General features: G+C 52.8%; 12 protein-coding genes and 1 pseudogene. 11 read left to right on the top strand and 2 right to left on the bottom strand.

The annotated features are described in order from the left end of the window. Positions 1-38: 38 nt before the first annotated feature. The 10 genes and pseudogenes from THS27_RS09000 to THS27_RS08950 form a co-directional block, all read left to right on the top strand. The gene (locus THS27_RS09000; protein ID WP_085589999.1) at positions 39-1,274 is read left to right on the top strand and encodes a glycosyltransferase family 4 protein; all 1,236 of its coding nucleotides are present in this window, start codon (positions 39-41) and stop codon (positions 1,272-1,274) included. After that, positions 1,271-2,281, top strand: a complete 1,011-nt coding sequence (locus tag THS27_RS08995) for a glycosyltransferase family 9 protein (protein ID WP_085589997.1) — start codon at positions 1,271-1,273, stop codon at positions 2,279-2,281. Before THS27_RS09000 ends, THS27_RS08995 begins: the two co-directional genes overlap by 4 nt. Positions 2,282-2,489: 208 nt before the next feature. Then, positions 2,490-3,005, top strand: a complete 516-nt coding sequence (infC, locus tag THS27_RS08990; protein WP_085589995.1) for a translation initiation factor IF-3 — start codon at positions 2,490-2,492, stop codon at positions 3,003-3,005. Between the two features lie 35 nt (positions 3,006-3,040). After that, the gene (locus THS27_RS08985) at positions 3,041-3,445 is read left to right on the top strand and encodes a response regulator (RefSeq protein WP_085589993.1); all 405 of its coding nucleotides are present in this window, start codon (positions 3,041-3,043) and stop codon (positions 3,443-3,445) included. Positions 3,446-3,590: 145 nt separating this feature from the next. Continuing rightward, on the top strand, positions 3,591-3,836 hold the full coding sequence (locus THS27_RS08980; protein ID WP_139835532.1) for a hypothetical protein: 246 nt from the start codon (positions 3,591-3,593) through the stop codon (positions 3,834-3,836). After that, positions 3,824-4,021 (top strand): 50S ribosomal protein L35, encoded by a 198-nt coding sequence (gene rpmI / locus THS27_RS08975; protein ID WP_085578950.1) that lies wholly within the window; start codon positions 3,824-3,826, stop codon positions 4,019-4,021. Before THS27_RS08980 ends, rpmI begins: the two co-directional genes overlap by 13 nt. A 17-nt stretch (positions 4,022-4,038) precedes the next feature. After that, entirely contained in the window at positions 4,039-4,395 is a 357-nt protein-coding gene (rplT, locus tag THS27_RS08970; RefSeq protein WP_085589989.1) for a 50S ribosomal protein L20, read from the top strand. 128 nt (positions 4,396-4,523) lie between these two features. Next, positions 4,524-5,594, top strand: a complete 1,071-nt coding sequence (gene pheS, locus THS27_RS08965; protein ID WP_085589987.1) for a phenylalanine--tRNA ligase subunit alpha — start codon at positions 4,524-4,526, stop codon at positions 5,592-5,594. Between the two features lie 4 nt (positions 5,595-5,598). Further along, a complete protein-coding gene (gene pheT / locus THS27_RS08960) occupies positions 5,599-8,007 on the top strand; it encodes a phenylalanine--tRNA ligase subunit beta (protein ID WP_085589985.1) in 2,409 nt (802 codons plus the stop codon). A 261-nt stretch (positions 8,008-8,268) separates the two neighbouring features. Continuing rightward, positions 8,269-8,547 (top strand): annotated as a pseudogene (locus THS27_RS08950) (LysR substrate-binding domain-containing protein); the annotation flags it as partial. Positions 8,548-8,571: 24 nt separating this feature from the next. Here THS27_RS08950 and THS27_RS08945 read toward each other — a convergent pair. Further along, positions 8,572-9,024, bottom strand: a complete 453-nt coding sequence (locus THS27_RS08945; protein WP_085589983.1) for a hypothetical protein — start codon at positions 9,022-9,024, stop codon at positions 8,572-8,574. A 54-nt stretch (positions 9,025-9,078) separates the two neighbouring features. Continuing rightward, the gene (locus THS27_RS08940; protein WP_085589981.1) at positions 9,079-11,127 is read right to left on the bottom strand and encodes an ATP-binding protein; all 2,049 of its coding nucleotides are present in this window, start codon (positions 11,125-11,127) and stop codon (positions 9,079-9,081) included. A gap of 293 nt (positions 11,128-11,420) precedes the next feature. Between THS27_RS08940 and lepA the strand changes: the two genes are divergently transcribed. Then, entirely contained in the window at positions 11,421-13,226 is a 1,806-nt protein-coding gene (gene lepA / locus THS27_RS08935) for a translation elongation factor 4 (RefSeq protein ID WP_085589979.1), read from the top strand. Positions 13,227-13,315: the final 89 nt, after the last annotated feature.

The following is a 13,315-nucleotide window of genomic DNA, read 5'->3' as shown; positions in this document are numbered from 1 at the left end:
TGGGCCAAGAATCCTGGATGCTGAATGGTTAAGGTTGGATGAGCGCGTCACAAAACGAGACACACGCAGTCTATCGCCCCGGGCGGCAGACGCAAGGTTCGGACTTTCGTCCGGCGGTAATCCTTCAGGTTCTGCCCGAACTGGAAACAGGCGGTGTGGAACGTGGAACGGTTGATATTGCCAAGGCCATTGTCGATGGTGGCGGGGTGGCGTTGGTGGCATCCCAGGGCGGGCGGCTGGAGCGTGAGCTTGAACGCATTGGCGCACGTCATATTACCTTGCCGCTTAAATCCAAAAATTTACTGACCATGCGCCAGAATGGGCGTTTGCTGGCTGATTTGATTGGTGCTGAAGGTGTGGATATTGTTCATGCCCGATCCCGCGCCCCGGCCTGGAGTGCGCGCTGGGCAGCGCGTCATATGCAGGTGCCGTTTGTGACCACCTTTCATGGTACCTATTCGGGGTATACCAACCCGTTTAAGCGATATTACAATTCGGTCATGACCATGGGCGACCAGGTGATTGCGGTGTCGGAATTTATCGCCAATCATATTCGCAAATATTACAAGATTGACGAAGAACGCCTCAACGTGGTGCCGCGCGGCACCAATGTGGATCTGTTTAATCCGGAAAATGTCAGTCAGGAACGGTTGATTGCGCTTTCAACCCAATGGCGGCTGAACGGGGATGACTATGTCATCATGTTACCGGGCCGGTTGACGCGCTGGAAAGGACAGGCCTTTTTGATCAAGGCTATTCCGGCAATGCTCGAAGAAATCGGTCATCGCAATGTGCGGTGTTTGCTGGTCGGGTCTGACCAGGGGCGCACGGCGTATCGCGAGGAATTGATCGAACTTAGCCGCAGTCTTGATGTGCAGGATATTGTTCATATCGTTGACCATTGCGCCGATATGCCAGCGGCCTATATGTTGGCCAACGTGGTTGTATGCCCGTCATTGGACCCCGAAGCCTTTGGCCGGGTGCCGACCGAAGGGCAGGCGATGGGACGACCGATTGTGGCAACGGCCCATGGTGGCGCAACCGAAACAGTTTTACCCGGTGAAACCGGCTGGCTGGTGGCAGCGGGTGAAGTGGCCCAGTTGTCCCATGCTTTGGCACAGGTTTTAAAACTAAGCCCTGAACGGCGCGAGGCAATTGCGCAAAAGGGGCGGCAACATGTGATTGAGAAATTTTCCCTGACCCAGATGGCGGAACAAACCCTGGCGGTTTACGACAAGGCCTTGCAGCGTATCGTCAGGAATAATGCGGCATGACAGACGACAAAATGGCGCCGGTTGGTGCGGAAATGGCAGTCGGTGGGGAAGAACCCGTTCGGCAGCAACGAATTCTGGTGATCAAATTAAGTGCATTGGGCGATGTGGTGATGGCAACAGGGCCATTTGCCGCGATAAGACAGGCACATCCTGATGCCCATATTACGCTTTTAATCACCAAACTTTATGTGGATCTGGCCAAATCGACTGGTTGTTTTGATGCAATTGCCGTTGACCGGCGACCAAAACTGACACGTATTGGCGATGTTCTGGCGTTGCGCCGTTTTTTGCGCAGCGGTGAATTTGACCGCGTATATGATTTGCAAACATCGGACCGGACCACGTTTTATTATCGGTTATTCTGGCCGGGCAAGGTGCCGGAATGGTCGGGGATTGCCTGGGGATGTTCGCATCCTCATAAAAACCCCGAACGGCATAAAATGCATACGATTGACCGCCACATTGACCAGCTTGCCGATGTTGGCATTACCAATGTGCCATTGCCCCATATCCGGGCGCCCAAGGTTGAGCCGGACCGCTATGGCATTAAAACGCCCTATGTTCTGATTTGCCCGGGCGGGTCGCCTCATCGACCGGAAAAGCGCTGGCCTGCCGAACGTTTTGGTTTGCTGGCAAAAATGTTGGCCGATTACCGGTTAACACCGGTGCTGATTGGTACCGATAGTGAATCCGAAGTTTTGGACCGGATCAGCAATATGTGCCCGCGAGCGCGCAATTTGATGGGACGAACCGATTTTCTGGAAATCGCCAGTCTGGCCCAGCAGGCGGTACTGGCAATTGGCAATGACACAGGGCCAATGCATTTGGCCGCGGCGGCGGGCGCGCCAGCAATTGTTCTGTTTTCTGATGCTTCGAACCCGGAAATGTGTGCTCCGCGTGGACATGCAAAAGATGCGGTCAGCATTATTCAGCAGCCTGATTTGCGTAATTTGCCAATTACCCGCGTGTTTGATGTGATTCGCCAGCGCCTTAATCTGGAAGACTGAACCGCAAAACAGCAAAGCCATGCAAGTGCCGGGCCAGTGAACTGTTACCTAACTGTCTTATGTTGTGAAATCATTGCTTTCTGATATGAGGTGGATATGCTAAATCAACTTGCTACTGATGCTTTTGCGGGCATCGGGCATGTTTTGTTGTTTGCCTTTGTTTTTTGACTGTCATAGGAGATTCTCCATAGCACGACCACGCAAACCGATGCAGCCGACCAAAGACGGTCCGCGCGTCAATCAGGATATCAAAGCCCGTTCCATCTGTGTTGTTGACGCAGAAGGCAATTTGTCACAGCCGATTAGTGTTCGTGAAGGCATTGACATGGCGATGGAGGCAGGACTCGATCTCGTCGAAGTCGCCCCGACTGCCGAGCCGCCGGTTTGCAAGCTGATCGACTTTGGCAAATTCAAATATGAATTAAGCAAGAAACAGAACGAAGCCAAAAAGAAGCAGAAGGTTATCGAGGTCAAGGAAATCAAACTGCGACCGAATATCGATATCCACGACTATAATGTCAAACTGCGTGCGGCTCAGAAGTTTCTTGGTGGCGGCGACAAGGTGAAAGTCACCCTGCGTTTTCGCGGGCGTGAAATGGCGCACCAGGATCTTGGTCTTGGCATGTTGCAACGTTTTTCCGGGGATTTGGAAGATCTGGCCAAACCGGAAATGATGCCAAAAATGGAAGGCCGGATAATGATTATGGTGCTGGCGCCGCGTTAACACGTGGCGACAAGCCAAACCGGAAGGAGACGCCGATGGGAGCAAGTCAGGGACCCCTTGTTGTCGGTGTTGATGACGACGGGAAAAGCCTTGTTCTGCTTAAACGGATCGTCGAAAGTGGCGGTTACCGTTTCATCGGCGTGTCTTCCGGGCACGAACTTTTGTCGGTTTTAAAAACCGAGAGGCCACGTGTGATCCTGATGGATGTGATGTTGCCGCAAATGAATGGCTTTGAAGCCAGCTTGCGGGTCCGTACCGGGTTTCCGCAAATTTCGGCCGCCATTATTTATGTCACCGCGCGCCAAAGCGAAGAAGATTTGCGTGGTGGTATTGCGGCGGGGGGCAATGATTTTGTTCTTAAGCCGGTTAACCGCGAGAAGCTGCTAAGCCGAATCGAAAAATGGTTGGGCAAGGCGCATCTGATCAAGACGGCGGTTTAACTGTTTTTGACCGTTTTTCCATGGTCTCGTCTGTTTGAGACTGTTTTTTCCTTTGTGATATTCCGGTTATTGGCACGCGATGCTGTTATGCAAAAGCATAACGGGTGTGTGTGGCGTTAATTGCGGGTATGTTTGGCGCTGGTTTGTGCCGCTTTCGTCGCAGAAATCTGCCGAAATTGGCGAAATGAACGGTAAATGCAGCATTGATGGCAGTTTGCCGGGCTTTGCGGAAAAGTTCCTTGAAAAAGCATGGGGTGGAGTCTATAACCACCCGTCCCCGAACCAGGTGGTGAGGCTGGAGATAATTGCGATTATCTCAGGGCATGCCCAGCCGCCGAAGGGGATTTTTGTCAAATTGCTTTTTGCAAGGATAGAAAAATGCCCAAGATGAAGACCAAAGCGAGCGTCAAAAAACGCTTTAGCCTGACTGCCAAGGGTAAGGTTCGTCACAATGTCGCTAACAAGCGTCACCTGTTGACGGCAAAGTCGACCAAGATGAAACGTCATGCACGTGGCACAGAAATTCTCTGTGATGCGGATGCACGTATCGTCAAAAAATTCCTTCCCTACGGCTAAGGCAAGAGAGAGTATAAATGGCTCGTGTTAAAGGGGGCGTGTCTTCACACGCCCGTCACCGCAAGGTTATCAAGGCTGCCAAGGGTTACCGCGGTCGCCGTAAAAATGCTTATCGTACTGCCGTCCAGGCTGTCGAAAAAGGTTTGCAATATGCATACCGCGATCGTCGCACTAAAAAGCGCCAGTTCCGCAGCTTGTGGATCCAGCGTATTAATGCCGGCGCTCGTGAAAACGGCCTGACCTATTCGCAGTTCATGAATGGCCTGAAAAAAGCTGGTGTCGAGCTGGACCGTAAAGTCCTGGCTGATATCGCTGTGCGCGAACCCGAAGCCTTTAAGGCTTTGGTGACCCAGGCCCAGGCTGCGCTCGGCTGATAAACCTTTTTTAAAAAGGTTTTTACGGCATTTGCCTGATTTATTTCGGGGGCGGCCATTTTTTGGCCGTCCCCGTTTTGTATTTAAGTCCCTTTATCCTGTTCACCCCAGCCAAAGCGTCGGAAGTTATGGAAAACATCGAAGCGTTGCGCGAAGAGGTTCTGGCAGAAGTTGAGAAGGCCGCCGATCTGGCCGCCCTTGAAGACATCCGCATCAGTGCTCTTGGCAAAAAAGGCCGTATTACCGGCCTTATGAAAAACCTTGGCAAGATGGACCCGGACCAGCGTCGCGAATTTGGTCAGGCCCTGAATGCTGTTAAAGACCAGGTTGCAAGTGCGCTTGATATGCGTAAGGGTGACCTTGAAAACGCTGCCCTTGAGGCACGCTTGACCGGTGAACGTATTGACGTGACATTGCCGTCACGCCCGACCGAAACCGCAGGCCGCATTCACCCGATCAGCCAGACGATTGACGAAATTGTGTCGATCTTTGGTGAAATGGGGTTTGCCCTGGCCGAAGGCCCGGATATCGAGGACGATTTTCATAACTTTACCGCCTTGAATATTCCGCCCGAACATCCGGCGCGTGAAATGCAGGATACGTTTTATCTGCCCGAAGGCGAAGATGGATCGCGGCTGGTGCTGCGGACCCATACATCCCCGGTGCAGATCAGAACGATGCAGTCCAAAACGCCGCCGATCCGCATTATTGCGCCGGGCCGGACCTATCGTTCCGATAGCGATATGACCCATACGCCGATGTTCCATCAGGTTGAAGGCCTTGTCATCGACAAGAAAACCCATATGGGCCACCTAAAGGGGTGTTTGCTGGAATTTGTGAAAACCTATTTCGAGCTTGATGACGTGCCGGTGCGCTATCGCCCCAGCTTTTTCCCCTTCACTGAACCCAGTGCCGAGATGGACATTGGCTGTTCGCGCAAGGGCGGCGAGCTTAAAATCGGTGCTGGCGACGACTGGCTGGAAATTCTGGGGTGCGGCATGGTGCATCCGCGCGTTTTGGCGGCTTGTGGCCTTGACCCCGAAGAATATCAGGGCTTTGCCTTTGGCATGGGCATTGAACGTATCGCCATGCTGAAATACGGCATTCCCGACCTGAGAACCTTTTTCGATACCGATCTGCGTTGGCTGAAACATTATGGTTTCGTGCCGCTGGATGTGCCGAATATGGTTAGAGGCTAAGATTATGAAATTCACATTAAGCTGGTTAAAGCAGCATCTTGAAACCGACGCGCCGGTGGAACAGATTACCGACAAACTGACGGCTATTGGCCTTGAGATTGAAAGTTTTGTTGATCGTTCTGCTGCCCTTGCCGACATTCGCGTGGCTTATATTGAAGAAGCTGGCCAGCACCCTGATGCTGACCGTTTAAAGCTGTGCAAGGTTAATACCGGAAGCGGAATGATTCAGGTGGTGTGCGGCGCGCCCAATGCCAGAACCGGCATCAAGGTGGCGTTGGCACAGCCCGGTGCGATTATTCCGATTGATGGATCAAAACTGAAGCCGGGTAAAATCCGCGGGGTCGAAAGCCAGGGCATGATGTGCTCAACCCGGGAATTATGCCTGGGTGAAGACCATGACGGCATTATTGAATTGCCGGATGATGCCGAAATTGGCGCGCCGGTGGCAGGTGTTCTTGGGGCGGATGACCCCATCATAGAAATTAACCTGACGCCAAACCGCCCCGATTGTACCGCTGTTCGTGGCATTGCCCGTGACCTTGCAGCTGCCGGATTGGGAACGCTTAAGGATGATCCTTATCAGGTGCCGGTCGATGGCAGCTTTGACAGCCCGGTAACTGTTACGATTGCCGACGATGTGGCCGCCAACGCAGCTGCCCCGGCATTTTATGGTCGCTATATTCGCGGTGTTAAAAATGGCGAAAGCCCGGCCTGGTTAAAAGCCCGTCTTGAAGCCATTGGTTTGCGCCCGATTTCAATTCTGGTGGATATCACTAACCTTGCGACCTTTGACCTTGGCCGCCCGCTGCATGTGTTCGATGCCGATAAGCTGAGCGGTAATATCGATGTGCGTTACGCCCGTGAGGGTGAAAAGCTTCAGGCACTGAACGACAAGGAATACACCCTGACCAGCGACATGGTTGTTATTGCTGACCAGGCGGCTGCACAAAGCATTGGTGGCATTATGGGCGGTGAATTGACCGGTTGCCAGAACGACACGGTTAATGTGTTTGTTGAATGCGCCTTGTTTGATCCGATCGTAACGGCAAAAACCGGCCGCAAGCTGCAAATCAATTCTGATGCTCGCTATCGGTTTGAGCGCGGCGTGGATCCGCAGTCGGTTGTTTGGGGAATCGAGGTGGCAACCCGTCTGATTACCGAACTGTGCGGCGGCGAGGTTTCACATGTTGTAACTGCTGGAACCGTACCGGCACCCAAAAACAGCTTTGATTTGCGCATTGCCCGCATTGCAGAACTGGGCGGTGTGAGCGTTTCGCAGGACCGTGCTGCCGAAATTCTGACATCCCTTGGTTTTGATGTGACTGCTGGTGACGGTGTGTTAACCGCCATTGCGCCGACATGGCGTCCCGATGTGGTTGGCGAAGCCGACCTGGTCGAGGAAGTTTTGCGTATTGTCGGTTACGATCAGATCCCGACTGTGGAACTGGAACGTGAAACCAGCCTGCCGGTCCCGGCCCTAAGCCCGATGCAAAAACGCGTTGGTTTGTCGCGCCGGGTTCTGGCTTCGCGCGGGATGTATGAAACCGTGACCTGGGCTTTTGCCGATTCGCGGTTGGCCAGGGAATTTACCGATCTGAAAAAAGGTCTGTTTCTGGCCAATCCGATCAGTTCTGATCTGGATGTGATGCGACCCAATGTGCTGATCAATCTGATTTCGGCGACGGGGCGTAACCAGAACCGTGGTTTTGCCGATTTGGCCCTGTTTGAAGTGGGGCCGGAATTTTTCGGTGATCAGCCGGGTGATCAGCGCCTTGTTGCGGCAGGTCTTCGTGCCGGGGCAACCACCGATCGCAGTTGGACCGGTTCGCGCCGTGATGTCGATGTGTTTGACGTCAAGGCCGATGCCGAAGCCCTGATTGATGCGCTGGGTGTGCCGGCGGGCAATATTCAGGTGAATGCTGACGGTGCGCCGTCCTGGTATCACCCGGGCCGTTCGGCTGCCCTGCAATTGGGTCCGAAAAACGTTCTTGGCTATTTCGGTGAACTGCATCCGCGTATCCTTAAGGCACTCGATGTCAAAGGCCGTTTGGTAGCGTTTGAACTGTTTGTTGAAAACCTGCCGATGCCCAAAAAGAAAGGCACCAACCGTCCGCCGCTGAATGCGTCGGCATTCCAGTCGGTTGAACGTGATTTTGCCTTTTTGCTTGATGCAACGGTTAGTGCCGAGCAGGTGGCCAAGGCTGCGCGCAGTGCGGATAAGGGCCTGATCAGCGATGTGACGATTTTCGATCTTTATGCCGGTAAAGGCATCGAAGATGGCAAAAAGTCACTGGCATTTTCCATTACCCTGCAGCCGACCAAACAAACCCTGACTGATGAAGAAATCGACGGGGTTTGCAAAAAGGTAATTGCAGCTGTTGAAAAGGCAACTGGCGGCGCATTGCGCGGCTGATAAGTGTTGTTTTAATACCGAATAAAAGCGGGCCACCAAATGGTGGTCCGCTTTTTTTTATGAGCTGTTTCTGTGCGCGTCAGGTGGGCATTGTACAGAGTGATTAAGCCTGACTCTCCGACTTTAACCGGTCAAGAACAGCAAACATATCAGACGGTTCCGGGCGTTTGGTGTAGTCAGCGTTAACCTCGGCATAGGCGATGGTGCCAGTTTGATCAATTACATAGCGGGCAGGTATGGGTATTTCGCCGGGGAGGAGAGGTATCGTCTGTTCGTGTCAGTGGACAATTGTCAACCACTGTAAACGAGGTGGCGACGGCAGCCGCCATGGCCGGTCTGGGCCTTGTCTCTATGAGCCGTGCAGGTTGCGCACAAGAAATTGCCAGCGGTCAACTGGTGGAGGTTTTAACCGGGTGGGATATGGGGCAGGTTGACCTGCATGCTATTTTCCCCGCTGGGCGGGCCGCGATACCCGCCGCCCGCGCCTTTGCCGATTTTATGGCGGCGGAATTGGCCAAGGTTCTGGCAACAGCCCCTTAAAGCTGTATCAGGTCCTGTTTGGCTTTAATATGTGCTGCGTTTTTTCATTACCGCATAGGTTTCTTCTTCAAGGTCGGCGGCAATCAGGTCTGGTCCATTGGTGTAAATGCGCCAGGATTTTTCGAATTTTTCGCAATCAAGTGTCAGACGGTCGGCAATACTGGTCCATTGGCATTTGCGCGGCTGGTCCAGCCCGACAAGATTGCCGGTGGAATTGTCTTCGAGATGGATTACCAGCAATTGCTGGTCCGTGGTTACCGAATAAACGCCATATGTTTCGTTTGCAAAACGATAGCTGATTTCTGTGCCATCAAGCTGGCGCCAGCCGCTGGGTAGCGGCCCGTGAATGTCGCGTTGGGAAAAGTTCGCTGCAAGTTGCTGCATATGGTTGTTGGGCATAATGCGCGGGTCGCTGCTACAGGCGGAAAGTAACATCAGCCCGGTGAATATCGCGGGAATAAAGCTGTTTTTCGTCATTGCAAGTCTCCTGTAGGTGCCGGTTAAAATCCGCGATTTTCCGGGCTATTATAATCATTCCTCTGATCCGCGCAGGGTAAAGACAAATGTTGCACCGGGGTCGCTGATCGGGCGGTTGGTATCAAGCCAGATTTCGCCGCCATGCTGTTCGACGATTTTTCGACAAAGCGAAAGACCAAGGCCGGTGCCGCTAAATTCTTCCTTATGCAGGCGCTGAAACAGACGGAAAATGCGCTGGGCATGTTCGGGGTGAATACCAATACCGTTGTCATGCAGGGTAAAACGCCAGAAATCCGGTCTTTCGGGGTCGCGGACGGCTTTGATGTTAATCAGAGGTGGCACGCCAGGACGCGAATATTTGATGGCATTACCGATCAGGTTTTGAAACAGCCGCGACAAGGCGATCCGGTCGCCATATAATTGCGGCAGGGCGGCATGGATGATGGTTGCCTGGGTTTCACTGATCGCGGCTTTAAGGTCGGCCTGGGCTTCGTTCAGGACCTCGTTACAATCGATCAGGGTTTGGCCGCCATTGCTGCCTGTGCGGGCATATTCCAGCAAATGGGTAATCAGTTTGTGCATCCGTTTGGCACCATCAACGGCATAGTTGATGTATTCGTCGGCATCTGGCCCCAATGTGCCGCCATAACGCCGTTTGAGAAGCTGGGTATAGCTTGTGACCATGCGCAGCGGCTCCTGCAGGTCATGCGATGCGACATAGGCAAATTGTTCAAGGTCTTCGTTGCTGCGTTTAAGCTGGTTCAGGGTTTCGCGCAGTTTTTCGGCATTGTCGACAAATTCGGTCACATCGCGCGCGCTTCCCAGCATCACGCCATCCAACGGGCCAATGCAATGCCACGCCAGCCAGCGTAAATCTCCGTCTTTGTCGGCCATACGAAATACCAGTTCGGCACTGGGTTTTTCGCCGCTGATACAGGCGGCGAAGGCATTGGCGGCCTCTTCGCGCTGGTCGTCGGCAAAAAGGTCAAAAAACGGGGTGCCGATGGCAAAATGAACCTTGTCACCCAACACGCTTTCAAGGGCGGCACTAAATCCGCGTAAAATGCCTTGCAAATCAACAGCAATGGCGGGTTCGGGGGAATGTTGCAAATAGGCTTCAAACGGGTTGCAGATTTCCTGGCTGCCGGTGGTTTCAAGCAACAGCACCGTGGCAAAATTTTCCCCATGATCGGAATGGCGGGTCGCGGTCAGGTAAAATCGTTGACTGTAGTTATCGTCAGGATGAAGCGATACCATTGCGGCAATGCGGTCCTGGGGCCAGCGGTCCTCAATCAGGGCACCACGCAGTTGGGCATAGGAAGCCGGGCCGAGCAGCTTCATAAAATCGTTTGCGGTGACCATTTCGGGATTATTGTCGGATTTTCCTAATATTTCAGGCCAGTTCAACCGAAGGTTAAGGGCGGCGTGCGGGGTAGACAAACGCCAGCCAATTAATGCGCAGCCAAAATTTGACAGGCTGTTTTCAACATCGTTGAAATGCCCTGCCAGGTCTGATGCCCGGATATGCTGACGTTTCAGGCGAATCCACAGCCAGATCGACAACCACGCCATAACGGCCAGGATCATGGCAAAAAGAACGGCATGCAAGGCGAGGCCCCGAAACCATTCGTGCAGGAGTGTCATTTTGGGCACCATCACCACCGTCATACGGTTAAGCCGTGGCATGGCATGATAGGCCAGCATGATGGATTTTTTGCCGTGTTCGCAGGTCAGGCTGCCATCAATATTATGGCGATTTTTAATCAGGGTTTCGCGGAGTTCTGTTGCAAGATGAGGGGGGAAACTGCCATGCAACACATCAAGGTTGTTGTCGACGACCACCAGCGAAATATTATCCTGATGGGTGGGAATGGAGAGCAGGTTGCGTTTGCTGGCCTGTGCAACTGATATGCTGATAGAGGAAACAAGACGTACCAATTCGGAACGTCCCTGTTCCAGGGCGCTGTCATACAGTGTTTTCTGGATAATACCGAATGATAACAAAACGATGAATGTGCCGCTTAGGGAAAGCAGCAACAAGCGATGACGCAATGTACGCAGACTTCGCTGCGACAGAGACGGTTCAATAGCGGTCAGAAACATTGTACTGGGCGCATCCCTGTCGATTTCCTCTATACGGATGAAGGACAAAAGCCTAAATAAACCGGCACGAAGCGTAAAGCGAGATTGCTATGACCCGGTGGTTGCTGTTAAACGATCCGCTTGTGATCGGAAATGGTGTTTTCATCGCAGACAGCTTCTTGCTGAAAAAGGGCTGTCTGGTTGCCTGCTGTCGCATCTTTGGCATGCAGACGCGGCATTTTGAACAAACTTCTTTTTCGATCTGTTGACGTGACACTGGATATATCGATAGCTGATTGCTAGAAAAGCATCCCATGACCGATCTTAAACATATACGAAATTTTTCGATTATCGCCCACATTGACCACGGCAAGTCCACACTTGCTGATCGGTTGATTCAGTTAACGGGTGGTTTGACCGATCGCGAGATGAATGAACAGGTTCTCGATTCGATGGATATCGAACGTGAACGGGGCATTACCATCAAATCGCAAGCGGTACGCCTGAAATATGTCGCCAGGGACGGGGAAGAATACACCCTGAACCTGATGGACACCCCGGGCCATGTCGACTTTGCCTATGAAGTCTCGCGTTCGCTGGCAGCGTGCGAGGGATCGTTGCTGGTGGTTGACGCCGCACAGGGTGTTGAAGCCCAGACGCTGGCCAACGTTTATCAGGCGATGGACAATAACCACGAAATCATTCCGGTCCTGAACAAGGTTGACCTGCCCGCGGCAGAACCTGATCAGGTTAAGGAACAGATTGAAGAGGTTATCGGCATCGATGCGTCGGATGCGCTGATGATTTCGGCGAAAACCGGTATGGGTGTGCCCGATGTGCTTGAAGCCCTGGTGACCCGCTTGCCAGCACCAACCGGGGATGCCGATGCGCCGCTTCAGGTTTTGCTGATTGATAGCTGGTATGACGCCTATCTGGGCGTTATGATTTTGGTTCGGGTTAAGGAAGGCACGCTTAAGCGGGGCCAGAAGATCCGTTTTATGAATGCCAAGGTCACCCATACCATCGACCGTGTCGGGGTGTTTACACCCAAGCCGCTGGCGCTTGATCAGATGGGGCCGGGCGAAGTCGGCTTTATCAATTGTGGTATGAAAACTGTTGCCGAATGCGAAGTTGGCGACACGATTACCGAGGAAAAACGCCAGTGTGCCAAGCCGCTGGCCGGGTTCAAACCATCTATTCCGGTGGTTTTCTGCGGTATTTTCCCGGTTGATACCAGCGAATACGATTCGCTGCGCGATGCACTGGAAAAACTGCACCTTAATGATGCGTCTTTCCAGTTCGAGCCTGAAAACTCGACCGCCCTTGGTCTTGGTTTCCGCTGTGGCTTCCTTGGGTTGCTGCATCTTGAGATTATTCAGGAACGGCTGGAACGCGAATACGAACTTGATCTGATCACAACCGCACCGTCGGTTTCCTACAAGATCAACATGACCAATGACGAAGAAATCATGCTGCATAACCCGGCAGATTTCCCTGAGGTCACCAAGATCAGATCAATCGAGGAGCCGTGGATCAAGGCGTCGATTATGGTGCCCGATGAATATCTGGGCGGCATTTTGACCCTGTGTACCGAACGCCGTGGCGTTCAGCTGGACCTGACCTATGTCGGGAACCGGGCGATGGCGGTTTATAAATTGCCGCTTAACGAAGTGGTTTTCGATTTTTATGATCGCCTGAAATCCATTTCGCGCGGCTATGCCAGCTTTGACTATGAACTGGCTGATTACGACGAAAGCGATCTGGTCAAAGTTTCGATTCTGGTAAATGACGAGCCGGTTGATGCGCTGGCATTGATGGTTCACCGTGGCCAGGCCGAAACCCGTGGCCGTGCCATTTGCGGCCGGTTAAAGGATTTGATCCCGCGTCAGATGTTCCGCGTTGCCATTCAGGCCGCCATTGGCGGCAAGGTGATTGCCCGTGAAACCGTTTCGGCGCTGCGTAAAGACGTGACGGCGAAATGTTATGGCGGCGATATTTCGCGTAAACGCAAACTTCTGGAAAAACAGAAGGCCGGTAAAAAGAAAATGCGCCAGTTCGGCAAGGTCGAAATTCCACAATCGGCCTTTATCAATGCGCTTAAAATGAGCGACGATAAATAAGCCAGCAGGACATAAACATTAAAGGCCGCGCCTGATAATCAGGGACGCGGCCTTTTTTATGTTGCGTGACGCCGGGGTGGTGCGTTTAG

Source organism: Thalassospira sp. MCCC 1A01428, from assembly GCF_002115825.1.
Taxonomy (GTDB): Bacteria; Pseudomonadota; Alphaproteobacteria; order Rhodospirillales; family Thalassospiraceae; genus Thalassospira.
This window is presented reverse-complemented; position numbering and strand designations above follow the sequence as displayed.

Excerpts from the sequence above, each read along its gene's own strand:
- THS27_RS09000 (WP_085589999.1), top strand. The coding sequence starts at position 39 with ATGAGCGCGTCACAAAACGAGACACACGCAGTCTATCGCCCCGGGCGG.
- THS27_RS08995 (WP_085589997.1), top strand. The coding sequence starts at position 1,271 with ATGACAGACGACAAAATGGCGCCGGTTGGTGCGGAAATGGCAGTCGGT.
- infC (WP_085589995.1), top strand. The coding sequence starts at position 2,490 with ATGCAGCCGACCAAAGACGGTCCGCGCGTCAATCAGGATATCAAAGCC.
- THS27_RS08985 (WP_085589993.1), top strand. The coding sequence starts at position 3,041 with ATGGGAGCAAGTCAGGGACCCCTTGTTGTCGGTGTTGATGACGACGGG.
- rpmI (WP_085578950.1), top strand. The coding sequence starts at position 3,824 with ATGCCCAAGATGAAGACCAAAGCGAGCGTCAAAAAACGCTTTAGCCTG.
- rplT (WP_085589989.1), top strand. The coding sequence starts at position 4,039 with ATGGCTCGTGTTAAAGGGGGCGTGTCTTCACACGCCCGTCACCGCAAG.
- pheS (WP_085589987.1), top strand. The coding sequence starts at position 4,524 with ATGGAAAACATCGAAGCGTTGCGCGAAGAGGTTCTGGCAGAAGTTGAG.
- pheT (WP_085589985.1), top strand. The coding sequence starts at position 5,599 with ATGAAATTCACATTAAGCTGGTTAAAGCAGCATCTTGAAACCGACGCG.
- THS27_RS08945 (WP_085589983.1), bottom strand. The coding sequence starts at position 9,024 with ATGACGAAAAACAGCTTTATTCCCGCGATATTCACCGGGCTGATGTTA.
- THS27_RS08940 (WP_085589981.1), bottom strand. The coding sequence starts at position 11,127 with ATGTTTCTGACCGCTATTGAACCGTCTCTGTCGCAGCGAAGTCTGCGT.
- lepA (WP_085589979.1), top strand. The coding sequence starts at position 11,421 with ATGACCGATCTTAAACATATACGAAATTTTTCGATTATCGCCCACATT.